21 protein-coding genes, 1 pseudogene and 1 riboswitch are annotated in these 22,017 nt (G+C 71.5%); of the genes and pseudogenes, 14 read left to right on the forward strand and 8 right to left on the reverse strand.

The window, feature by feature from the left end:
- Positions 1–3 precede the first annotated feature (3 nt).
- Entirely contained in the window at positions 4–588 is a 585-nt protein-coding gene (locus tag M2157_RS19180; protein WP_280862988.1) for a 2'-5' RNA ligase family protein, read from the reverse strand.
- Between the two features lie 185 nt (positions 589–773).
- Positions 774–1,787 carry a tryptophan--tRNA ligase gene (trpS, locus tag M2157_RS19185; RefSeq protein WP_057608143.1) on the reverse strand — a complete coding sequence of 338 codons (1,014 nt, stop codon included), beginning with the start codon at positions 1,785–1,787 and terminating at the stop codon, positions 774–776.
- A 142-nt stretch (positions 1,788–1,929) separates the two neighbouring features.
- Between trpS and M2157_RS19190 the strand changes: the two genes are divergently transcribed.
- The 4 genes from M2157_RS19190 (at position 1,930) to M2157_RS19205 (ending at position 4,996) form a co-directional block, all read left to right on the forward strand.
- Positions 1,930–2,490 (forward strand): RNA polymerase sigma factor, encoded by a 561-nt coding sequence (locus tag M2157_RS19190; RefSeq protein ID WP_225886395.1) that lies wholly within the window; start codon positions 1,930–1,932, stop codon positions 2,488–2,490.
- Positions 2,483–3,397, forward strand: coding sequence for a hypothetical protein (locus M2157_RS19195; protein ID WP_280865804.1), 915 nt, complete (start codon positions 2,483–2,485; stop codon positions 3,395–3,397). The genes M2157_RS19190 and M2157_RS19195 overlap by 8 nt, the downstream gene beginning before the upstream one ends.
- 110 nt (positions 3,398–3,507) lie before the next feature.
- The gene (locus tag M2157_RS19200; protein ID WP_280862990.1) at positions 3,508–4,215 is read left to right on the forward strand and encodes a hypothetical protein; all 708 of its coding nucleotides are present in this window, start codon (positions 3,508–3,510) and stop codon (positions 4,213–4,215) included.
- A 139-nt stretch (positions 4,216–4,354) separates the two neighbouring features.
- A complete protein-coding gene (locus tag M2157_RS19205) occupies positions 4,355–4,996 on the forward strand; it encodes a hypothetical protein (protein ID WP_280868240.1) in 642 nt (213 codons plus the stop codon).
- 38 nt (positions 4,997–5,034) lie between these two features.
- Here M2157_RS19205 and M2157_RS19210 read toward each other — a convergent pair whose 3' ends face one another.
- The 3 genes and pseudogenes from M2157_RS19210 to M2157_RS19220 all read right to left on the reverse strand — a co-directional run.
- Positions 5,035–6,486: a glycine hydroxymethyltransferase gene (locus M2157_RS19210; RefSeq protein ID WP_280862991.1), complete on the reverse strand. Its 1,452-nt coding sequence runs from the start codon at positions 6,484–6,486 to the stop codon at positions 5,035–5,037.
- Between the two features lie 41 nt (positions 6,487–6,527).
- Positions 6,528–6,617: riboswitch (ZMP/ZTP riboswitch) on the reverse strand.
- Positions 6,618–6,727: 110 nt separating this feature from the next.
- Positions 6,728–7,579: an LLM class flavin-dependent oxidoreductase gene (locus M2157_RS19215; protein ID WP_280865805.1), complete on the reverse strand. Its 852-nt coding sequence runs from the start codon at positions 7,577–7,579 to the stop codon at positions 6,728–6,730.
- 275 nt (positions 7,580–7,854) lie between these two features.
- Positions 7,855–8,149 (reverse strand): annotated as a pseudogene (locus tag M2157_RS19220) (IS200/IS605 family accessory protein TnpB-related protein); the annotation flags it as partial.
- Positions 8,150–8,371: 222 nt separating this feature from the next.
- On the opposite strand from M2157_RS19220, the gene M2157_RS19225 reads away from it, so the two are divergent.
- The 7 genes from M2157_RS19225 (at position 8,372) to M2157_RS19255 (ending at position 17,362) form a co-directional block, all read left to right on the forward strand.
- Positions 8,372–9,235 carry a hypothetical protein gene (locus M2157_RS19225; RefSeq protein ID WP_280863821.1) on the forward strand — a complete coding sequence of 288 codons (864 nt, stop codon included), beginning with the start codon at positions 8,372–8,374 and terminating at the stop codon, positions 9,233–9,235.
- Between the two features lie 144 nt (positions 9,236–9,379).
- Positions 9,380–9,958 carry an antibiotic biosynthesis monooxygenase gene (locus M2157_RS19230; protein ID WP_280862993.1) on the forward strand — a complete coding sequence of 193 codons (579 nt, stop codon included), beginning with the start codon at positions 9,380–9,382 and terminating at the stop codon, positions 9,956–9,958.
- Between the two features lie 29 nt (positions 9,959–9,987).
- Complete coding sequence (pabB, locus tag M2157_RS19235; protein WP_280865806.1) at positions 9,988–12,222, forward strand: aminodeoxychorismate synthase component I; 2,235 nt, start codon at positions 9,988–9,990, stop codon at positions 12,220–12,222.
- The gene (locus M2157_RS19240) at positions 12,219–13,745 is read left to right on the forward strand and encodes a benzoate-CoA ligase family protein (protein ID WP_280865807.1); all 1,527 of its coding nucleotides are present in this window, start codon (positions 12,219–12,221) and stop codon (positions 13,743–13,745) included. Before pabB ends, M2157_RS19240 begins: the two co-directional genes overlap by 4 nt.
- A gap of 80 nt (positions 13,746–13,825) precedes the next feature.
- A complete protein-coding gene (locus M2157_RS19245) occupies positions 13,826–15,388 on the forward strand; it encodes an AMP-binding protein (protein ID WP_280862996.1) in 1,563 nt (520 codons plus the stop codon).
- Positions 15,385–16,554, forward strand: coding sequence for an FAD-dependent oxidoreductase (locus M2157_RS19250; RefSeq protein WP_280865808.1), 1,170 nt, complete (start codon positions 15,385–15,387; stop codon positions 16,552–16,554). The genes M2157_RS19245 and M2157_RS19250 overlap by 4 nt, the downstream gene beginning before the upstream one ends.
- A 13-nt stretch (positions 16,555–16,567) precedes the next feature.
- Positions 16,568–17,362, forward strand: a complete 795-nt coding sequence (locus tag M2157_RS19255; protein ID WP_280865810.1) for an aminotransferase class IV — start codon at positions 16,568–16,570, stop codon at positions 17,360–17,362.
- A gap of 61 nt (positions 17,363–17,423) precedes the next feature.
- On the opposite strand, the gene M2157_RS19260 is transcribed toward M2157_RS19255, so the two are convergent.
- Both M2157_RS19260 and M2157_RS19265 read right to left on the reverse strand, forming a co-directional pair.
- Positions 17,424–17,912 (reverse strand): carboxymuconolactone decarboxylase family protein, encoded by a 489-nt coding sequence (locus M2157_RS19260; RefSeq protein WP_280862999.1) that lies wholly within the window; start codon positions 17,910–17,912, stop codon positions 17,424–17,426.
- A 59-nt stretch (positions 17,913–17,971) separates the two neighbouring features.
- Positions 17,972–19,360 carry a PLP-dependent aminotransferase family protein gene (locus tag M2157_RS19265; protein ID WP_280865811.1) on the reverse strand — a complete coding sequence of 463 codons (1,389 nt, stop codon included), beginning with the start codon at positions 19,358–19,360 and terminating at the stop codon, positions 17,972–17,974.
- 46 nt (positions 19,361–19,406) lie between these two features.
- Here M2157_RS19265 and M2157_RS19270 point away from each other — a divergent pair, with 46 nt between their 5' ends.
- The 3 genes from M2157_RS19270 to M2157_RS19280 are packed head-to-tail and all read left to right on the forward strand — an operon-like array spanning position 19,407 to position 21,063.
- Positions 19,407–19,904 (forward strand): carboxymuconolactone decarboxylase family protein, encoded by a 498-nt coding sequence (locus tag M2157_RS19270; protein WP_280863001.1) that lies wholly within the window; start codon positions 19,407–19,409, stop codon positions 19,902–19,904.
- Positions 19,901–20,344 (forward strand): carboxymuconolactone decarboxylase family protein, encoded by a 444-nt coding sequence (locus tag M2157_RS19275; protein WP_280863002.1) that lies wholly within the window; start codon positions 19,901–19,903, stop codon positions 20,342–20,344. Before M2157_RS19270 ends, M2157_RS19275 begins: the two co-directional genes overlap by 4 nt.
- Complete coding sequence (locus M2157_RS19280; protein ID WP_280865812.1) at positions 20,341–21,063, forward strand: isocitrate lyase/phosphoenolpyruvate mutase family protein; 723 nt, start codon at positions 20,341–20,343, stop codon at positions 21,061–21,063. The genes M2157_RS19275 and M2157_RS19280 overlap by 4 nt, the downstream gene beginning before the upstream one ends.
- A 6-nt stretch (positions 21,064–21,069) precedes the next feature.
- Here the strand turns inward: M2157_RS19280 and M2157_RS19285 are convergent, their stop codons facing one another.
- A complete protein-coding gene (locus M2157_RS19285; protein ID WP_280863004.1) occupies positions 21,070–22,017 on the reverse strand; it encodes an ABC transporter substrate-binding protein in 948 nt (315 codons plus the stop codon).

Below are 22,017 nucleotides of genomic sequence, written 5' to 3' on the forward strand. Positions count from 1 at the left end.
TGGTTACAGCTGGCTTGTGGGCAGGGAGCCGCGGTCGACGTGGCCCGCCTGGGGCGGCACGGTCGAGCGACCGAAGGTGAACTCGCGCAGCTTGCGCCACACCCCGTCGGCGCCCTGCTCGTAGAGCGCGAATCCGGTGCACGGCCACTCGGCCTCGAACTCGGCGAGTTCCTCGAAGGCGCGGTCCATGGCCGCCTCGTCGATGCCATGGGCCACGGTGACGTGCGGGTGGTACGGGAACTGCAGTTCCCGCGCGACCGGCCCGGAGGCGTCACGGACCTGCTTCTGGAGCCAGGTGCAGGCCTCGGCACCCTGGGCGATCTGGACGTACACGACCGGTGACAGCGGCCGGAAGGTGCCGGTGCCGGACAGCTTCATCGGGAAGGGCCGGCCCGTCGCGGCGACCTCGGTGAGGTGCGCCTCGATGGCGGGCAGCGCGGTGTCCGCGACCTCGGTGGGCGGCAGCAGGGTGACATGGGTGGGGATGCCGTGAGCCGCGGCGTCGCCGAAGCCCGCGCGCCGCTCCTGGAGCAGGCTGCCGTGAGGCTCCGGGACCGCGATCGACACACCGATCGTTACGGTCCCCACGTCGTCTCCTGTTCGTCCCTGTCGTCCTGTCGGATTCGTTCCCAGCCGTCCGGCTATCGACTGTACGGCCACGGCTGTGCTGTGGGCAGGCGCAGGCGTAGTGATGTGCAGCGCTCTGCCCGGTGGTGCTGGTGTGCGGTGGTACGCCCCGGTGACCGGCGGGAGGTACCGCCGGCCGGCGGCGATCAGTGCTTCGCGGGCAGGAAGCCCACCTTCTCGTACGTCTGGGAGAGGGTCTCCGCGGCGACCGCGCGCGCCTTCTCCGCGCCCTTGGCCAGGATCGAGTCCAGCGTCTCCGGGTCGTCCAGGTACTGCTGGGTGCGCTCCCGGAACGGCGTCACGAACTCGACGACGATCTCGGCGAGGTCCGTCTTGAGCGCGCCGTAGAGCTTGCCTTCGTACTGCTGCTCCAGCTCGGGGATGCCGGTGCCGGTCAGGGTCGAGTAGATGGTGAGCAGGTTGCTGACGCCCGGCTTGTTCTCGGCGTCGTAGCGGATGACGGTGTCGGTGTCCGTGACCGCGCTCTTGACCTTCTTGGCAGTGGCCTTCGGCTCGTCGAGGAGGTTGATGAGGCCCTTCGGCGTGGACGCCGACTTGCTCATCTTGATCGACGGGTCCTGGAGGTCGTAGATCTTCGCCGTCTCCTTGAGGATGTACGGCTTCGGGATCGTGAAGGTCTCGCCGAAGCGGCCGTTGAAGCGCGTGGCGAGGTCACGGGTCAGCTCGACGTGCTGGCGCTGGTCCTCACCCACCGGGACCTCGTTGGCCTGGTAGAGCAGGATGTCCGCGACCTGGAGGATCGGGTACGTGAACAGGCCCACGCTCGCGCTGTCGGCACCCTGGCGGGCGGACTTGTCCTTGAACTGGGTCATGCGGGAGGCCTCGCCGAATCCGGTGAGGCAGTTCATCACCCAGGCGAGCTGGGCGTGCTCGGGGACGTGGCTCTGGACGAAGAGCGTGCAGCGCTCCGGGTCGAGGCCCGCGGCGAGGAGCTGCGCGGCGGCCAGGCGGGTGTTGCCCGTGAGCTCCTTCGGGTCCTGCGGAACGGTGATCGCGTGCAGGTCGACAACCATGTAGAACGCGTCGTGGGACTCCTGCAGGGCCACCCACTGGCGGACGGCGCCGAGGTAGTTGCCGAGGTGGAACGAGCCTGCGGTGGGCTGGATTCCGGAGAGCACGCGGGGTCGATCAGAGGCCATGCTCACCATTCTCTCAGGTGTCGGGGGCCGATCCGGAACCAGTCGGAAACAGATGTGCCACGGGTGGGAACCGATTCGGCCCGGGCGGTGTACCAATCGTGTGAGGACGCGGGAGGGGGGCCGCATCGTCGATGAGGCCGCGGTGATCGCACGCGTACGCGCCGGAGACCCGGAGGCGTACGCGGAGCTGGTGCGGGCCCATACGGGCCTCGCCATGCGAGCGGCCGCCGCGCTCGGGGCGGGTGCGGACGCGGAGGACGTGGTGCAGCAGGCCTTCGTCAAGGCGTACTGCGGGCTGGGCCGCTTCAAGGAGGGCTCGGCGTTCAAGCCGTGGTTCATGTCGATCGTGGCCAATGAGACGAGGAACACAGTGCGGACGGCGGCGCGCCAGCGCACGCTCGCCGGCCGCGAGGCGGCCTTCGCCGAGGCCGAGCCGCTGATACCGGAATCGGCGGACCCGGCGGTCGCGGCCGTGGAGATAGAGCGCCGCGCCGCGCTGGGATCCGCGCTGGAGAAGCTGAGCGAGGAGCACCGTCTGGTCGTCACCTACCGGTATCTGCTGGAGATGGACGAGTCCGAGACGGCCCAGGCCCTGGGCTGGCCCCGGGGGACGGTGAAGTCCCGGCTGAACCGCGCGCTGCGCAAGCTCGGCAAACTGCTGCCGGATTTCGAGCCTCGGGAAGGGGGTGATGAGCGTGAGTGAGTCCTACGGCGGTGACGGCCCGGACGGAAGCGGGCGTGAGCGTGCGTCCGGGCTGCCCGAGGAGCTGCGGGCGCTCGGGCGTTCGCTGGACGCGCCGGGTGCGGGGGGGTCCGAGTCGATGGTGGAGCGGGTGCTGGAACAGATACTCGCCGAGCGGCTGCCGGTCCCGGTGGCCCAGGCGCCGGGTCCCGGTGAGCGGCTGCGGGCGGTGCGGCGGTGGACGCGGATGCGGTGGCGTTCGCTGGCCGCGACCCTGTGCGGGCTGCTGGCGGTCCTCGCGCTCACGCCTCCGGTGCGGGCGGCGGTCCTGGACTGGTTCGAATTCGGCGGGGTCGAGGTGCGGTACGACCCGTCGGCGGTGCCCTCGCCGGGGGCCGAGGTGCCCGGCTGCGGTCGCTCGGTGTCGCTCGCGCAGGCCGAGCGGCGGGCGGGGTTCGCACCGCTGGTGCCGTCCGCGCTCGGCGCTCCGGACGTGGTGACGGTGACGGCCGAGCCGCGGGGGCGGTCTCTGGTGAGCCTGTGCTGGCGTGAGCGGGGGGACACCATACGGCTGGACGAGTACCGGGCCCGTCTGGACATCGGCTTCGCCAAGGCGGTGCGGGAACAGCCGGAGTGGCTCTCGTTGGACGGGTCCTCCTCGGAGCTCGGTGGGGCCCATGACACGGCTCTGTGGTTTCCGCGGCCCCACCTGCTGAGCTTCTGGCTGGTGGACGCGGCCGGCTCCCACTACACCCGCGAGCGGCGGACCGCCGGGCCGACGCTGCTGTGGATGCACGGGTCGGGTGTCCCGGACGTGCCGGACGTGACGCTGCGGCTGGAAGGGGTCGCGTCGAAGGCGCGCGCTGTGGAGATCGCGAAGTCCCTCGGCGAGCCGGGGCACGAGGGCGCCGAGAAGTCCTCGGATTAGTGCGCGCGGGGTGGGAACCCCGACGGGCCGGGCGGTGTACCAGAAGTGACACGCGGCTCGCGGACGGGCCGCACGGGGATCGTCTGTAGGGGGCCGGCATGAAGAGGCGTGTGGCTGGACGAAGGAGCCGCTGTCGTGAACTGGCGGCGGGATCGGGCGCGTTGGCGGTGGCGCTCGCGCTCACGGTATGGGGTGCGCCCACCGCGTCGGCGGGCGGACCGACGAGCGTGCTCGTGGTCTCGCCGGAGAGCGGGGAGACGGCGTCGCTCTACTACTCCGACGAGGAGTACGGCGAGTTGGAGCGTCTGCTCGGCCCTCCGGGTGCGGGCGCCCGCACCAAACCACCCGAGGCCAATCTGCTTGCCGCCCGGCAGATCAACGTCACTTGGATGGCGCACGACGTCTCACCGTGGCGGCTGGACCAAGTCTTCCCGCTGGCCGACACGGACGAGGTGTGGATACACACCGCAGAGCACGTCCCCGAGTCGGTGAACGGCCACTGGCACCGCACAAAGAACCCACCCCAACTGCGCGCTCTGCTGAAGGACTTGGGGGTGATGGGCAAGGTCTCCGGCGAGGGCCATGCCATCCTCCCGGCGCCCGGGCAGGAGCCGGGAAGCGATGCGGGGGCGGTGGCCACGGAGGCGGCTGTGGGCCCGTCCTCCACGACGGACGACGGCACCGAGTGGTGGTGGGCGCTTCCGGGGCTTGCGGCCGGAGCCGTACTGGCCCTGGTGCTGCGGCCGTTCGCTCTCCGGATGCGATGGGCCCGTGTGCGCCGGGAGCCGGGGCCTCGGCAAGAACTGCGTGATCTGTGACGAAAGGAGGGGCCCGCGAGCTGGAGACAGCGAGGCTCGTCGATCGAGGGGGATGGCAGTGCGGAGCAGACACACAGGGATACGGCTCGGGCCGCGCAGGGCATTGGCAGCGCTGGCACCAGCGGTGGTCGCGGTGACCGTGCTCGGGGCGCCGGCGGCAGACGCGGCGACACAGCCGACGCGGGGAGTGGGCCTCGACCGGCCCGACCTGGCCATGATCGTCACCGGCGGCTCGGGCGGGACGAAGACCGTGCGTTCCGACGAGCCGTACTTCACCCGCCTGTGGCAGCTGCTGCAGCCGACGTACTCGGGCACGGAGCGGGTGCCGGGCGCCTGGGAGGAGGGCCGGTATCCGGCGGTGCGGTTCACCGTCGTGTGGGGACTGACGGGTGTCGGCGGCTGGCCTCGGACGGATTCGGCACCCGGGGCTGATGTGGCGGTGGCGCGGCAGGACCAGCTGTTCCTGACGGGGGACGGCACGCCGTGGGTGCGCTCGGATCCGGCGCCGGAGCGGGAGGACGACGACATCCGCTGGCACCGAGCGCCGCGGGCGGTTTTCGATCAGCTGGACCGGGCGGGCCTGGTGGGCGGCGCCGGGGAGGGGCGGGATGAAGAGGGGGCCGAGACAGGCCCGGAGCACGGCGTGTGGTGGGCGGTGCCGGGGCTCGTCGCGGGATTCGCAGCGGGAGTCGGCGGCACGCGTCTGATACGCCGCGCGGCGGCCGGGCCAGGAGCCGGACCGCCGCGGGATGAGCCACGAGAGGAACTCATCGATCTCTAGGAGTCACCGGTCTTTGACAACTCAAGAGAGGACGTGTGTCAGCCGAGGTCGATCTCCGGGTACAGCGGGAAACCGGCCACGAGGTCGGTGGCCCGGTGGGAGATCTCGTCCGCCACCTTCGGGTCCAGGATGTGCTGGGCCTTGGAGGGGGCGCCCTTGGTGGTGGTGCCGGGCTCCGTGGTGGTGAGGACGCGGTCGATGAGACCGGCGACCTCGTCCATCTCGGCGGTGCCCAGGCCACGGGTGGTCAGGGCGGGGGTGCCGATGCGGATGCCGGAGGTGTACCAGGCACCGTTGGGGTCGGCCGGGATGGAGTTGCGGTTGGTGACGATGCCCGACTCGAGCAGGGCGGCCTCGGCCTGGCGGCCGGTGAGGCCGTAGGAGGAGGCGACGTCGATCAGGTTGAGGTGGTTGTCGGTGCCGCCGGTGACCAGGGTGGCGCCACGGCGCATCAGGCCCTCGGCCAGGGCGCGGGAGTTGTCGACGATCCGCTGGGCGTAGTCCTGGAAGGAGGGCTGACGTGCCTCGGCGAGGGCGACGGCCTTGGCGGCCATGACGTGCGGGAGCGGGCCGCCGAGGACCATCGGGCAGCCGCGGTCGACCTGGTCCTTGAGGGAGTCGTCGCACAGCACCATGCCGCCGCGCGGGCCGCGCAGCGACTTGTGGGTGGTGGTCGTGACGATCTGGGCGTGCGGGACCGGGTCGAAGTCGCCGGTGAGGACCTTGCCGGCGACGAGACCGGCGAAGTGCGCCATGTCGACCATGAGCGTGGCGCCTACCTCGTCAGCGATCTCGCGCATGATCCGGAAGTTCACCAGACGGGGGTAGGCCGAGTAGCCGGCGACGATGATCAGCGGCTTGAACTCACGGGCCGAGACGCGCAGCGCGTCGTAGTCGACCAGACCGGTGGAGGGGTCGGTGCCGTAGGAGCGCTGGTCGAACATCTTGCCGGAGATGTTGGGTCGGAAGCCGTGGGTGAGGTGGCCACCGGCGTCCAGGGACATACCGAGCATGCGCTGGTTGCCGAAGGCCTTGCGGAGTTCGGCCCAGTCGCCGTCGGAGAGCTCGTTGACCTGGCGGACGCCGGCCTTCTCCAGGGCGGGGACCTCGACACGCTGGGCGAGGACGGACCAGAAGGCGACGAGGTTGGCGTCGATGCCGGAGTGCGGCTGGACGTAGGCGTGCCGGGCGCCGAAGAGCTCCCTGGCGTGCTCGGCGGCCAGGGACTCGACGGTGTCGACGTTGCGACAGCCGGCGTAGAAGCGGCGGCCGACGGTGCCCTCGGCGTACTTGTCGCTGAACCAGTTGCCCATCGCAAGGAGGGTGGCCGGGGAGGCGTAGTTCTCGGAGGCGATCAGCTTGAGCATCTCGCGCTGGTCGTGGACCTCCTGGCCGATGGCGTCGGCGACGCGCGGCTCGACGGCGCGGATCACGTCGAGGGCGGCGCGGAAGGCCGTGGACTCGGTGGACAGGGGCTGCTGCTCTGACATGGCGGCCTCCGGGCTGCGTGGCTTGAAGCGGTCACGGATCACGGTTCGGCCCAGGCGCACGGCACTTGGTCACTCACAGGCCGCTCCCCGATGGTCCGTCCCATCCCAGCGCGCCAGTCACGGCCTGTCGGCCAGCCTACCGGGCACGGGGAACGGCTCCGGTGCGGCGTCCACCATGCGAGCGACGGCTTCGAGGCCGGGCCAAGGGCCGCGGGCCTCGAAGCCGGGGCGGTGCAGGACGTCAGAACAGCGCGTCGGCGAGGCGGTCGATCTGGTGGGCGTCCGAGGCCCAGCAGTAGAGCATCACCTCGTCGGCACCGATGCCGACGTAGGCGTCGGCGGCCTCGCGGATCTGCCGCGGTGTGGTGAGCAGGCCGGCCTCCATGTACTCGACGTGGCCGCTGAAGGCGTAGTAGTCGCTGAGGTTGCGGTGGGCCCGGTCCAGGGTGTCGTCCGGGCCGAGAGCGACGTTCGCCTGGGCGACCAGGCGGGGGCTGCCGGAGCGGTCGTGTTTCTGCCAGGACGTTTCGGCGGCGCGGAACAGGTCGGACATGAAGGATGGCGGCAGGGCGGCGCCGAGGAAACCGTCGCCGAAGCGGCCGACGCGTGCGAGGGCAGCGGGGGCGAAGCCGCCGAACAGCACTTCCGGGCCACCGGGGGTGGCGGGGGTGGGGCCGATGGGGCCGATGTCCTCGCCGTACGGCTCGCCGGACCAGGTGCGGCGCAGCAGGGTCATCTGTTCGTCGAGGCGGCGGCCTCGGCGGTGGAGGTCGGTGCCGGCGGCCAGGCAGTCGTCCTCGCGGCCTCCGACACCGATGCCGAGCGTGAAGCGGCCGCCGGAGAGGCAGTCGAGGGTCGCGGTCTGCTTGGCGAGCAGGGCGGTGTTGTGGAGAGGCGCGAGCAGTACCTCGGTCTGGACTCGGATGCGGGACGTGGCGCCGGCGAGGGTCGCAAGGGTGACGAGGGGCTCGGGGTTGTCGTAGACGAGGCGGTCGAGCAGACCGAGGGTGCTGAAGGGGCTCGCGTCGGCGCGCCGGGCCCAGGTGAGCAACTGGGCGGGGTCGTCGATGGGGAGGCCGAGGCCGATGTTCATGGGAGAGTCCTCCGGAGGGCATACGAGATCCGCCGGTCGGCCGGATCCGGTGCCGCCCCTCCGTGGTGCCGCGCGCTGTGCGCGGACCTGCTCCCGTTCTGCGGCGATGGTTCCAGAGAGCGTGTGCTTCAGAGTGCGCCGACCGTAACGCGATCGGACGGGGTGCGACAACGCGTTTTCGCCGACCGTTCGCGGACCCGGCCTCGGGGATGCGGCTCGTGTCCGGCGGACAGCTAGAGATCAGTGAGAGCTGGTCCGAAACCGACCCACCGTTCCTAGGGACTGAGCGGGAGTGAGTCCTGTTGCCAGGTCTCATGCTCAGCCGAACGCCCCGGACGGTGTTGGGCGTTCTGGTTGCCCGCATTCGCTCCGCATCCGGGCGCCGACGGATCGTGTCCGTGGTCCGGGGATGCGGGGGCGGGTTCCCTCACGCCCAGGAGCTCCTGGTCCGGCCTGGGCGGTCCGATGCCCCTGCTCATCACTCCGGTGAGCATGGGGCGGTGCCGTCCGTCGCCGGATCGGGTGTCCCTGGGCGCGCCTTCCGATCGTCACGGCAGCAGCATCGGCTCGAAGATCCCGTCGCCATGGGAAACGAGCACCACCCATGAAGGTCACGCATTCGATGAGGGAACGTAAGTTCCCCGCTGAAACCGACACCACCACCGAGGCGCGTGACACAACACAGACCAGCAGCACTCACTCCCGCTCACCAAAACGCTCTTGAGCGCACTCCAGCAGCAGCAGCTCCAAACCCCTCACCACCTCCCCTAAGGTCACTTCGTGCTCTTCGGAATGGTGTGTGCTCTGGGTGCCTCCGTCTGTTTCGGGACGGCCACCGTGCTGCAGGCGATGGCGGCGCGGGCGGCGGACACCGGCGGTCGCGACGGCGAGGGGACGGCGTTCGCGGTGACGCTGTTCCTGGGGGCGGTGCGGCAGTGGCGGTATCTGGCGGGGCTGGCGCTGGACGGAGTGGGGTTTCTGCTGCAGATCGCCGCGTTGCGGTCGGTCCCGATCTACGCGGTCGGCGCGGCGCTCGCGTCGAGTCTCGCGGTGACCGCGGTGGTGTCGGCACGACTGCTGCGGGTCCGGCTGAGCGGGGGCGAGTGGGGTGCCGTCGGGGTGGTGTGCGCGGGGATGGCGCTGCTGGGGATCGCGTCCGGGACGGAGGGCGACCGGGGCGGGCCGGCGGCCTTGAAGTACGCGATGCTCGGGACGGCCCTGGCCGTGCTGGGACTCGCGCTGCTGGGTGGGCGACTGCCGGAGCGGGGACGGGCGTTGGCGCTCGGGCTGGGGGCCGGGTTCGGGTTCGGAGTGGTCGAGGTGGCGGTACGCCTGATCGACTCGCTCGCGCCGTCGGCGCTGTTGGCGAACCCGGCGACGTACGCGCTCCTCGTCGGCGGTGGTGCGGCCTTTCTGTCGCTGACCTCGGCGCTGCAGCGGGGGTCGGTGACCACGGCGACCGCCGGGATGGTGATCGGGGAGACGATCGGGCCGGCGCTGGTGGGGGTGGTGTGGCTCGGGGACCGCACCCGGGAGGGGCTGGCGTGGGTGGCGGTGCTGGGTTTCGCCGTGGCCGTCGCGGGGGCGTTGGCGCTGGCCAGGTTCGGGGAGGCCCCGGAACATTCCGCCCCGCATTCACCTGCCCGAATTCCGTGAGGGGTTACTCGATTTACTTCCGGCACTGTTCGACAGAATGAGCCATGCCGACCGAAAGACCGATAAAGAGTCACGATCCGGACAGCCGAAAAAAGGTTCGTTGAATATTTGAACGCGCTGTGAAGGCTTTGCGTATACGACGGCGTGAGCAGTAATCCCGTCACCGTCACCGTGGCCTATCACGTGGTGCCGGGCCGTGAGGCCGACTTCCACTCCTGGGGGTGGGCCATGCTGGCCGCGAGTTCGCAGCAGCCGGGCTTTCTTGGAGGTGGCGTCCTTGTCGACCAAGAGGCGGAGTGGCATGTCGTCTATCGCTTCGCCAGCGAGGGAACGGCCCGGGCCTGGGAGGATTCGCCCGCCCGGACACAGTGGGACGAGCGGGCGGCGGGCTTCGCCCGGCAGACGGAGCGCAGGAGCGTGCGGGGCTCCAGGATGTGGTTCGACTCACAGACCACCACACCGAAGCCGCCCGCCCCGCCGGCGAAATGGAAACTGTGGTTCGTGAACATGAGCGCGGTATTTCCACCGGTGCTCATGTTCAATCTGATCGTTCTTCCTTATCTCGGCGGACTCAATCCGCTCGTCCGCACGCTGCTGTTGTGCCTCTGTGTGACGGCTCTCGTCACCTGGATTCTCATGCCCCGGCTTCAGCGTTTCCTCAGGAAATGGCTGTATCCGCCGCTCCAGGCCCTTCGCGGACGGCACAAAAGACGGACCGCATAGGTCCGGAACGAACCGAGGGAGGTGGGCGGGTGAAGACCCTGCTCATCGACAATTACGACTCGTACACGTACAACCTGTTCCAGCTGGTCGCCGAGGTCAACGGCGAGGAACCGGTCGTCGTCCCCAATGACGCGGTCGGCGCACTTCCCGATCTCGGGGCGTACCTCGCGGGATTCGACAATGTCGTGGTCTCGCCCGGCCCAGGGCACCCGGCCGAGCCGCGCGACTTCGGACTGAGCACCGCCGTGCTCGCCCAGTCACCGATCCCCGTGCTGGGCGTCTGTCTGGGGCACCAGGGCATCGGGCTCGGCGAGGGGGGCCGGGTGGCACCCGCCGCGGAGCCGCGGCACGGTCATCTGTCGACGGTCCGGCACGACGGACGGGACCTGTTCCGGGGGCTGCCGCAGGACTTCACCGCGGTCCGCTACCACTCGCTGGCCGTGTCCGAGCCGCTCCCCCAGACGCTGGAGGCCACGGCCTGGGCCGAGGACGGCGTGCTGATGGGGCTCAGGCACCGCAGCCGGCCGCTGTGGGGCGTGCAGTTCCATCCGGAGTCCGTGCTCACCGACTACGGCCACCGCATGCTCGTCAACTTCCGCAACCTCACAGCGGAACGGGCCCGCAGAACGCGTACGAAGAACACCGCGGTGCCCCCGCCCGAGGCGGTGATCCCCCGGCCCACGCGGGTCGTCCCGCGCCCCCGGCAGGCCGCGCCCGCCTACCGTCTGCACACCCGGCGCATCGCCGGCGCGGTCGACACCGAGGCCGCCTTCACCCGCATGTACGCGGCGTCGACGCGGGCCTTCTGGCTGGACAGCGCGCTGGTCGAGGACGGGCGTTCGCGGTTCTCGTTCTTCGGTGACGACAGCGGTCCGCTCGCGGAGTTCGTCCGGTACGACATCGAGAGCGGAAAGTGCGAGATCGAGCGGGCCGGGCGGCCGACGAGGAAGGTCGCGGCGAGCGTCTTCGACTATCTCGGACGGCAGTTGACGAGCCGCCGGGTGGACGGCGCCGGGCTGCCCTTCGACTTCACCGGCGGTTATGTCGGTTACTTCGGCTACGAGATGAAGGCCGACTGCGGCTCACCGAACCGGCACACCTCCGACGTCCCGGACGCCTGCTGGCTGTTCGCCGACCGGTTGATCGCCGTGGACCATCAGAAGAGGTTCACCTACGCGGTCTGCCTGGCCGAGGACACCCCGCAGGCCGCGCGGGAGGCCGAGGACTGGCTGGAGAGCACGCTGGCCCAGCTGACCTTCGTCGCCACCGAACCGGACCCGACGGCGACACCCGCGCTGCCGACAGACCCCGGGCCCACCGACCCCGGCCTCGACCCCGATCTCGGTGCCGCCGAGCCCTGGCTGGTGCGGGACCGGGCGACCTATCTCGCCGACATCGAGTCCTGCGGACGCGAGCTGCGGGCGGGCACCAGCTATGAGGTCTGTCTGACGAACGCGGCCCGGTTACCCGCCCCACCGGACGCGTACGAGTTCTACCGGGTACTGCGACGGGTCAACCCGGCCCCCTACGCGGCGTTCCTGAGGTTCGGGGACGTCGACGTGGCCGGTTCCTCCCCCGAGCGGTTCCTGCGGATCACCCGGGACGGCACCGCCGAGGCCCGGCCCATCAAGGGCACCGCACCGCGCGGGGCCGGGCCGGAGGAGGACGCCCGGCTGCGGGACGCACTGGCGGTGGACGCCAAGACACGCGCCGAGAACCTGATGATCGTCGACCTGCTCCGCAACGACCTGGGGCGGGTGTGCCGGACCGGGTCGGTGCGGGTGACCCGGCTGATGGCCACGGAGACGTACGCGACCGTGCATCAGCTCGTGTCCACCGTGGAGGGGCGGCTGCGGGAGGGGACCGACGCGGTGGAGTGCGTGCGGGCCTGTTTCCCCGGTGGCTCGATGACCGGGGCGCCGAAGCTGCGCACGATGGAGATCATCGACTCCCTGGAGACCGAGGCCCGCGGGGTCTACTCCGGCGCCCTCGGCTACCTGGGATGCGGCGGGGGCGCGGATCTCAACATCGTCATCCGTACGGCCGTGTTCGCCGACGGGCTGATGCAGCTGGGCGCCGGAGGGGCGATCGTCCTCGACTCCGATCCGGTCGCCGAGTACGACGAGATGCTGCTGAAGACGGCGGCGCAGATGAAGGCGCTGCACCTGCACACCGCGGAGCGGACAGCGGAGCAGCGGCGGCACACAGCCGTCCGCGCCGACGTCCGCGGAGGACACACGGCCACCGAGGAGCCGGTCCGATGACGACTGCGCAGCCCATGCTCTCTTCGGCCGGCTTCGACGCCCCCGGCAATCTCGCCGCCCAGCTCGCCGATCTCGCCGAGCGGCGCGGCTGGGTGGACCGGCCCGCCTTCCATCAGGGCCACCGGACCTGGACCCACGGCGAGGTGCACGCGCTCGCGGCCCGGGCGGCCACCGTGCTCGCCGGCCACGGCACCAGGCCGGGTGACCGGGTGGTGCTGGCGCTGCCGGACGGGATCGCCTGGGTGACGGCCTTCCTCGCCGTCGCGCGCCTCGGGGCCGTCGCCGTCCTCGTCAATCCCGAACTCCCCGCGGCCGACCACGCGTTCATAGCCGCGGACGCGGACGCCGCGCTGTGTGTGACGGGGCCGGGTCTGGAAGACCGGTTCGCCGGGCGGACCCGGCTCGGTGCCGACCAGCTGCTCGCGCTCACCGCCTCCGCCGAGCCGGCCCCCGCCCATCCGGTCGACGCGCACACGCCGTTGTACGTCCAGTACACGTCGGGAACCACGGGTCGTCCCAAGGGGGTCGTGCACACGCATGGCGACCCGAAGGCGTACCACGACCTCATCGGCCGGCGGCTGCTGCGGGTCGGCCAGGACGACGTCACCCTGTCGGTGTCGAAGCTGTACTTCGCCTACGGCTTCGGCAACGCCTTCGTCTTCCCGCTCTTCTCCGGCTCCTCCGCCGTGCTCGTGGACCGGCGCCCGACCCCGGCCGCCGTGGACGAGCTCGTCGCCCGGCACCGGGTGACCCTGCTGTACTCCGTGCCGTCCGCGTACGCCGCGCTGGTGGCCGACCGGGGCAGCGGGCACGAGGCCTGCTTCGCCTCGGTGCGGGCCGCGGTGTCGGCCGGCGAGGGCCTGCCGGAGGGGCTCGGCGGACAGGTCACCGGGTTGCTCGGTGCGCCGGTGCTGGAGCAGATCGGCTCCACCGAGGCCGGTCACGCCTTCTGCGCCAACAGCTTCGGCCACAACCGCCCGGGCACCGTCGGCCGCCCCGTGCCCGGCTTCGAGGTGGAGCTGCGCGACCGCGCAGGCCACCCGGTACCGGACGGCACGGAGGGCGAGCTGTGGGTGCGCGGCCCGACGGTGACCCCCGGCTATCTCAACCGGCCCGAGGAGACCGAGCGCACCCTGGTCGGCGGCTGGCTGGCCACCCGTGACCGGGCGGTCCGCGAAGCCGACGGCACCTACCGGCACCTCGGCCGCGCCGACGACATGGAGATGGTCGGCGGCATCACCGTCTCCCCGCTGGAGGTCGAGGCCGTACTGCGCACCCACCCGGCGGTGAAGGAGGCCGCGGTCGTGGCCGTCACCGACGGGAGGGGGGTCGGTCGGCTGCGGGCGTTCGTCGTCCCCGTCGCCCCGGTCCCCGACGGAAGCCTCCAGGAGGACCTCCTCGGCCTGGCCCGCGCACAGCTGGCCGCCTTCAAGGTGCCCAGAAGCGTGAGCCTGGTCCCGTCGCTCCCCCGCACCCCGACCGGCAAGCTCCGCCGCCACCTGGTCCGCCGGGGCGCCTGGTGACCGACCACGGCAAAAAGGCCCCACAGGCCCCACAGGCACCGCACGAGCACCGTAGCCGCACCGCAGAGAGGAACGGCCCCATGCGAGAGCAGCAACCCCCCTTCACCGACCGGGGTTTCTACCTGGGCCCGGTGTTCCGCCGGGCGGCCGACCGGCACGGCGCCGTCTTCGTGACCCTGGACCGGCCGCTGGACACCCATCCCGCACTCGGTGTCGATCTCACCTACCCGGCGTTGGCAGAGGTCGTCGAGGATCTGTCCGGACGCCTGTGGGAGGCGGGGGTGAGGCCGTCGGAGCAGGTGGTCGTGCACAAGACGGACAACGTCGACATCGTGCTGCTGACCTGCGCGGTCTCCCGTATCGGCGCGGTGCCGGTGCTGCTCTCCCCCGGGCTGGCCGGGGAGGTGGTCGGGGAGCTGATCGAGCGGCTCAGGCACCCGTGGCTGGTCACCGACCGGGCCAAGATGGAGGGACCCCTGATGGGGGTCGGACTCCGGGTGCGGCAGGTCCTCGCCGTGGACGACACGCCGGGCGCCGAGCGCCTGGAGAAGTACTCCGGTACCGAGCCCCCGCCACTCGTACGCCTCCATCCCCGCGAACCGGCGCTGATCACCCACAGTTCCGGCACCACCGGTCTCCCCAAACTCGCCGTGCACTGCGCGAACACCATGTGGAACCGGCTCGTTCCGCAGAAGGCGATGGGCTGGCCGACGCGCGGGGAGACCGCGGCGCTGCACATGTCGTTCGTGCACTCGCGCTTCTACCATCTGCTCGGCGTCCTGCTGCACTTCGGCAGCCCGCTGGTACTGATCACCGACCCGGACCCGGCCGCCGTGGGACCGCTGCTGACCAGGCACCGGCCCGGCATCGTGGAGACCCACCCCAACACCTTCGTGCTGTGGGAGGAGTTGGCCGACGCGCCCGGTGCCCCGCTGTCGCGGGTGCGGTCCTACGGCTCGACGTTCGACGCGATCCATCCACGCACGGTACGGCGGCTGCTGGGCGCCTCGAAGCGCCGTTCACCCTGGCTGATCCAGCTGTACGGGCAGAGCGAGACGGGCCCGGTCGCCTTCCAGTGCTTCACACGGCGCAGTGCCGCACGCGCGGACGGGCGGCGGGTCGGGATCGGCATTCCCGGCTTCACCCGCGTGCGCGTGACGGGGCCGGGCGGTGAGCGGGTCGCCGCCGGGACGAGCGGCCGTATCGAGGCCCGTACCAGGGGCCGCATCCTCACCTACCTCGGCATGCAGGACCGCTACGACCGTCAACTGAACGACGGCTGGTGGGAGATGGGTGACATGGGCTACCGCAGTCGCCTCGGCACCCTGCACCTCATCGACCGGGAGATCGACCGGATCGACTCGGTGCACAGCAATCTGGAGGTCGAGGACACCCTGATGGAGCGCCTGGAGGAGCTCCGGGAGGTCGTCATCGTGCCGGGTGCGGACCGGGAGCCGGTGCCGGTGGTGTGCGTGCGCGGGGAGCAGCCGCTGGACCTCGGGCGCTGGCGGGAGGCGACGGCCGATCTGCCGGCGATGGCCGAGCCGCGGCAGTGGCGGTTCGAGGAGCTGCCGATGACCGCGACCTGGAAGGTGAAGCGGGTCGAGATCACCCGGATGCTCGCGGAGGGTGCGCGCGCGTGACACCGGTCGTGGTGGTCGGCGCCGGCCCCGTGGGGTTGTCGGCGGCGCTCGCTCTGCGGGCGCGCGGGCAGGAGGTCGTGCTGCTGGAGGCGGAGCCGAAGGACCGTGAACGGCCCGGCAGCCGGGCCCTGTTCGTGCATCGCGAGACGCTCGCGCTGCTGGACGGGATGCGGCCGGGACTGGCCGGCGAGATCACCGCGTACGGGCAGACCTGGCGGACCCGGCGGACCCTCTACCGGGGGCGCGAGGTGTACTCCCGCACCTATCCGCCGAAGGAGGGCCCGCCGCCCTTCACCAGCCTGCGCCAGGTGGACACCGAGCGCTTCCTGCGGGGCGCGTGTGAGGGGGCGGGAGTGGAGTTCGTGTGGGACGCGCGGGTGCTGGACGTCCGCACATCGGCGACCGGGGTCCGGCTGAGCTGCGGCGACGGCCGGGAGTGGAGCTGCGCGTACGCCGTCGCCGCCGACGGTGCCCGGTCCGCCGTGCGGGGCGCGCTGGGCATCGCCATGGAGGGCGAGCGGGGGGAGGGCTTCCATGTGGTCGTCGACGTGGCCCACACCCCCGGTGCCGAGCCGCCGCCCGAGCGGATCTTCCACTACGAGCATCCGGGCGCCGGCGGACGCAGTGTGATGCGGGTGCCGTTCACCGGGGGCTTCCAGGTCGACCTGCAGTGCCGGGAAGACGACCCCGAGGAGGAGTTCGGGACCGAGGAGGCCGTACGGCGATGGCTTCCGTCGGTGGTGGGCGAGGGGTACGGCGAGCGGATCCTGTGGGTGTCGACGTACCGCTTCCTGCGCAAGGTGGCCGCCTCGTTCACCGATCCGCACCGGCGGGTGCTGCTCGTCGGGGAGGCGGCGCATCTGTTCCCGCCGTTCGGGGCGCGGGGCATGAACAGCGGCATCGCGGACGCGGCGGCCGCGGCCGCGGCCATCGCCGGCGGGACGGTCGAGGCCTTCGCCGATGTACGGCGGTCCGCGGCGCTGTTCAACAGTGCCGCCGCCGGGGCCGCGCTGGACCATCTGCGGCCCCGGCGCCGGATCGTCAAGGCCCGTCAGCGGGCGGCGGCGGCGCTCGCGCCGGTGCTGCCGTGGTGCGGCTCGTGGCTGGAGCACGCGCCGTACGGTCCACGGCACGGAGCGCCGGTGAACGCCGGCCGCAAGTACTGAGGAAGGAGCGGCTGTGACACAACCGGTCGTCGTGGAAGGGCTGTCGGCGTGGTCACCGGCCCGTGGGCTGACCCCGGCCGCGGAGCCGACGACACCCCTGCTCGTCGCGGACTCCTGGCTGGTGCGGGACGGCAGGGTGCGTGGGCTCGAACGCCACCGGGAGCGGTTCCTGCGGACCTGCGGCGAGGTGGGCGGGCCACCGCTGCGCCGGCTGCTGGAGTTCTGGCGGGACATGACCGACGCGCTGCCCCGTACGGGCGAGTGGTTCCCCCGCGTCGAACTCGCCGCCGGTTCCCTGGAGTTGCGGCTGTTGCTGCGGCACGCTCCCCCGCTCGGGACCGGCGTGCGGGTCTGGGCGACCGGTCAGGCCGATCCACGGACCGTGCCCCGCCGCAAGGGACCGGACCTCGGCGCCCTAGCCCGGGTGCGCGAGCGGGCCTTCGGTCAGGGCGCGGAGGAGGCGGTGCTGGTCGCGCCCTCCGGGTCCGTGTTGGAGGCGGCCACCGCCAGCGTGCTGTGGTGGGAGGACGACACGCTGTGTCTGCCTCCGCCCAGGCTGCCGGTCCTGCCCGGGGTGACCGTCGCGCTCGTCCAGGAGCGGGCCCGGCGCGAGGGCATCGCCGTCGCCCACCGCGAGCGGACCGTGGCCGGGCTGGACGGCCGTGAGGTGTGGCTGGTCAACGCGCTGCACGGAATCCGGCAGGTGACGGGGTGGACCGGAGAGCCGTTGCGGGCGGCACCGGCGCGGCGCGCCCCGGAATGGCGGGCGTGGCTGGACAGCCTCATGGAGCCGCTGCCGAGCAGGTGAATTCGCTACCGGAAAATGCGCCGGACCATTTACGGTCCGGCGCATTCAAAGGTGTCTGAATTCAATTCTTCGGCGTCGGCTGATAACCCCCCGGCACCATGCGCGTGGCAATGGCGATCCGGTTGTACGCGTTGATGACGGTCGCCGCCCAGATCAGTGCCGCGATCTGCGTCTCGTCGAAGACCTCCGCGGCCTCGGCGTAGACCGCGTCCGGCACCTGACCGTCGTGCACCAGGGTCACGGCCTCGGTCAACGCCAGTGCGGCGCGCTCGCGCCCGGTGAAGAAGGGGGTCTCCCGCCAGGCGTTCAGGGCGTAGACGCGCTGCTCGGTCTCGCCCGCCGCACGGGCGTCCTTGGTGTGCATGTCGAGGCAGAACGCACAGCCGTTGATCTGCGAGGCGCGGATCCGGATCAGTTCCAGGAGTTCCGGTTCGACCTTGGCGTCCTCGGCCGCGGAAACGGCGGCGGCGTGCAGGGAGCCCATCGCCCCTGACACCTCGGGGGTGATTTTCTTCAGGGCCACACGGGATATGGATGCATTGTTGCTCATGGGACGACTCTATCCACGCGACCGTATTCGGGAATGGGGAACAGCTGAAATGGGCGGCGTTATTCGGGCAGCACCGCGCACAGCGCCTCCAGCGCTCCCGACCAGGCGTGGTCCGGCGGTGTCCCGTAGCCCACGACGAGCGCGTCGCGCCGCTCGACGGTGGCCTCGGGGTGCTGGTAGCGGTGCAGCCCGTGGACCGCGAGGCCCTGCCAGGCCGCCGCCCGCAGCGCCGACTGCTCGGTGCCCGGCGGGAGCCGCAGCACCACGTGCAGACCGGCGGCGATCCCCGTGGCGTGGACCCTCGGGGCCCGCCGCGCGAGCTCGGCGACCAGGGCGTCACGGCGTCGCCGGTACCGCAGTCGGGCGGCGCGCACGTGACGGTCGTAGGCGCCGGAGACGAGGAACTCGGCGAGGGTCAGCTGGTCGAGGGAGCCGCAGGAGTCGATGCCGCCCTTGGCGGCCAGCACCTCCTCCATGAGGCCGGGCGGCAGCACCAGCCAGCCCAACCGGAGGCCGGGGGCGAGGGACTTGCTGGCCGTGCCCGCGTGGACGACGTGGTCGGGGTCCAGGCCCTGGAGGGCGCCGACGGGCTGGCGGTCGTAGCGGAACTCGCCGTCGTAGTCGTCCTCGACGACCAGGCCGCCGGTGCGGCGCGCCCACTCGACGACGGCCGCCCGCCGGTCGCGGTGCAGGGTGCCGCCCATCGGGAACTGGTGGGCGGGGGTGAGCAGGACCGCGGCCTCGTCGGTCAATTCGCCCGGGTCCGTGCCGCGTTCGTCGAACGGCAGGGAGACGGTCCGCAGACCGGCGGCCGCGAGCAGGTTCCAGTGCACGTCGAGGCCGTACGACTCCACGGCGACCGTCCGAGCGCCCCGGGCCCGCAGCACCGCGCCGAGGAGGCGCAGGCCGTGCGAGAACCCGGCGCAGACCAGGATGTGTTCGGGGTCGGCGCGCACCCCGCGGGCGCGGGAGAGGTAGCCCGCGAGGGCGGTGCGCAGTTCGATGCGGCCCCGTGGGTCGCCGTAGTCGAGGGCCTGGTAGGGGGCGGTGGCGAGGGCGCGACGGGCGGCCTTGAGCCACTGCGCGCGCGGGAAGGAGGCGAGGTCGGGGGTGCCGGGGACGAGGTTGTGGGTGGGGCGCCCGGGTTCGCGGGGCCGGGGCGGGGCGCCGGCCGGCGGGACGACCGTACGGTCCGAGACGCGGGTGGCCGAGCCCTGGCGGGCGGTGAGCCAGCCCTCGGCGACCAGGTCGGCGTAGGCGTCGGCGACGGTGTTGCGGGCGATGCCCAGGTCGGCGGCGAGGGCGCGGGAGGAGGGCAGCCGGGTGCCGGGCGCGAGGCGGCCGGTGCGGACGGCCTCGCGCAGGGCGTCGGTGAGGCCACGCCGGACGCCCCCTCCGGTGGGTTCCAGGTGCAGGTCGACGCCGAAAGTGGCCCGGGGTTTCGCCATGGAAGTGGACCATACCCTTGGGCTGCCTGGCTTCTAGGGTCGAGACATGACCACAGAGGCAATCGTCCCGTACGCCCCCGAGCACGCCCCCCGTCTGTCCTGGGCCCAGCACGCCCCAGAGGTCTACAAGGCGATGCTCCGCCTCGACACGGCCGCCCGGCGTGGCCTCGACCCCCGGCTGCTGGAGCTGGTGAAGATCCGCGCCTCGCAGCTCAACCACTGCGCCTTCTGCATCGACATGCACTCCAAGGACGCCCTCGCGGCCGGTGAGAGCGTCGAGCGGATCATCCAGCTCGGCGCGTGGGAGGAGTCGCGGCACTTCTACACGGAGAAGGAGGCCGCGGCCCTCGAACTGACCGACGCGGTCACGGTACTCACCGACGGATTCGTGCCGGACGAGGTGTACGAGCACGCGGCCAAGCACTTCGAGGAGGCCGAGCTGGCCCAGCTGATCGCCGCGATCACGGTGATCAACGCGTGGAACCGGTTCGGCGTGACCTGCCGTATGGTCCCGGGCCACTACGAGGCGGGGAAGCACCAGTGAGCCGTACGGAGGTCCTCGACCGCGAGGTCGGCCGGGCCCTGTCCGCGCTCAGCGCCACCGCGAAACGAGGGCTCGGCGACCCCGCCCTCGCCGAACTCGTCGTCATCCGGGCCTCACAGCTCAACCACTGCGCCTTCTGCCTGGACATGCATCTCGGGATCGCCCGCGAGCACGGGGTGAGCGAGCAGCAGCTCGATCTGCTCGCCGCCTGGGAGGAGGCGGAGGGCGTCTACGACGAGCGGGAGCGGGCCGCGCTCGCGCTGACGGAGGCGGTGACCGTGCTGACGGACGGGTTCGTGCCGGACGAGGTGTACGCCACCGCCGCCAAGCAGTTCGACGACGGGCAACTCGCCCACCTCATCGGTCTGGTCGTCGCCATCAACAACTGGAACCGGGTGATGGTCGCTCGCCGGATCCCGCCTGGGGGTTACCGGCCGTGAGGAAGGTGGAGGTCTTCCGCGCCCTGCACCGCAACCGCCTCCCGGACGATCCGCTGGTGCTGCCCGGCCCCTGGGACGCCATCAGCGCCCGGGTGTGCGAGGAGGCCGGGTTCCCCGCGCTCGCCACGCCCAGCGCGGGGATCGCGGCCGCGCTCGGGCACACGGACGGCTCCACCCCGGCCGATGAGATGTTCGCCGCGGTGGCGCGCATCTGCGGGGCCGTGGACATCCCCGTGTCGGCGGATGTCGAGGGCGGGTACGGTCTGGCGCCGAAGGAGCTGGTGGAGCGGCTGCTGGAGGCGGGTGCCGTGGGCTGCAACCTCGAGGACTCCCGCCAGGGTGTCCTCAAGGACCCGCGCGAGCACGCCGAGTGGCTCGCCGAGGTGCGGTACGCGGCCGGTGACCAGCTGTTCGTCAACGCCCGCGTGGACATTTTCTCGTACGGCGACAGCGATCCCGAACGGGCCATCGAGCGAGCCGCGTTGTACGTCGCCGCGGGCGCCGACTGCGTCTATCCGATCGGCGCCCCGGCTGGCGTGCTCCCCCTGCTGCGGTCCGGTATCCAGGGGCCGGTCAACGTGTTCGGCCGGCTGGACGGCGAGGGCCCCTCGCCCACCGAACTCGGTGAACTCGGGGCCACTCGCGTCACCTTCGGACCGGGGCTGCAGCGGAGGATGGCCCAGCAGTTGCGAGAGAGTGCCGACCGCCTCCAGCGATAGGGGCGTTCAGGACAGCCACGCCTTCCATGTCGACGTGTGGCTGTCCACCCACTTCTTCGCCGCCTCCTCCGGCGTCAGCTTCTGGTCGGCGATCATCAGGGAGACCTCGTTCTGGTCCTCGGTCGTCCACTTGAACCTCTTCAGCAGGGCCGCCGCCTTGCCGCCGGACTTGGCGAAGTCCGTGTTGAGGTACTTCTGGAGCGGGGTGTGCGGATAGGCGCAGGTGATCTTCGCCAGGTCCGCGTCGCAGCCCTCCTTGTAGGCGGGCAGCTTCACCTCCGTCATGGGGACCTTCTTGAACAGCCACTGGGGGGCGTACCAGTAGGTCAGGAAGGGCTTCTTCTCCTTGGCGAACTGTTTCATCTGGGTGATCTGCGCGGCCTCCGAACCGGCGAACACCACCTGGTAGTCCAGGTCCAGGTTCTTCACCAGTGCCTTGTCGTTGGTGACATAGGACGGGGAGCCGTCCATCAGCTGGCCCTTGCCGCCGCTCTCCGCGGTGCGCATCTGCGAGGCGTACTTGTTGAGGTTCTTCCAGTCGGTGACGTCCGGGTGCTGTTTGGCGAAGTACGTCGGGACGTACCAGCCGATGTGCCCGGTGACACCGAGCCCGCCGCCCCGCGTGATCGTCTTCTTGTCGGTGACGTACCGCTGTTCCTGCTCGGGGTGGCCCCAGTCCTCCAGGATGGCGTCGACCCGGCCCTGGCTGAGCGCGTCCCAGGCAGGGACCTCGTCGACCTGGACGGTGTCGACGCGGTAGCCGAGCTTGTGCTCGAGGAGGTACTGGGCCACGGCCACGTTGGCCTGCGCGCCGACCCAGGACTGGACGGACAGGGTCACCGACTTGGCGCCCTGCGCGTTGGCGAAGGGCGAGGCCTGCTTGGTCATGTCGGCGGCGCCGCAGCCGGTGAGCAGCAGGAGGGCGCCGCCCACCGCGATCGCACGTACTCGCAT

Source organism: Streptomyces sp. SAI-127 (assembly GCF_029894425.1).
Classification (GTDB): Bacteria; Actinomycetota; Actinomycetes; order Streptomycetales; family Streptomycetaceae; genus Streptomyces.

Coding starts and splice junctions, on each gene's coding strand:
- trpS (WP_057608143.1), bottom strand. CDS start 1,787: ATGGCCTCTGATCGACCCCGCGTGCTCTCCGGAATCCAGCCCACCGCA.
- M2157_RS19210 (WP_280862991.1), bottom strand. CDS start 6,486: ATGTCAGAGCAGCAGCCCCTGTCCACCGAGTCCACGGCCTTCCGCGCC.
- M2157_RS19215 (WP_280865805.1), bottom strand. CDS start 7,579: ATGAACATCGGCCTCGGCCTCCCCATCGACGACCCCGCCCAGTTGCTC.
- M2157_RS19225 (WP_280863821.1), top strand. CDS start 8,372: ATGGTGTGTGCTCTGGGTGCCTCCGTCTGTTTCGGGACGGCCACCGTG.
- M2157_RS19240 (WP_280865807.1), top strand. CDS start 12,219: ATGACGACTGCGCAGCCCATGCTCTCTTCGGCCGGCTTCGACGCCCCC.
- M2157_RS19245 (WP_280862996.1), top strand. CDS start 13,826: ATGCGAGAGCAGCAACCCCCCTTCACCGACCGGGGTTTCTACCTGGGC.
- M2157_RS19260 (WP_280862999.1), bottom strand. CDS start 17,912: ATGAGCAACAATGCATCCATATCCCGTGTGGCCCTGAAGAAAATCACC.
- M2157_RS19265 (WP_280865811.1), bottom strand. CDS start 19,360: ATGGCGAAACCCCGGGCCACTTTCGGCGTCGACCTGCACCTGGAACCC.
- M2157_RS19270 (WP_280863001.1), top strand. CDS start 19,407: ATGACCACAGAGGCAATCGTCCCGTACGCCCCCGAGCACGCCCCCCGT.
- M2157_RS19285 (WP_280863004.1), bottom strand. CDS start 22,017: ATGCGAGTACGTGCGATCGCGGTGGGCGGCGCCCTCCTGCTGCTCACC.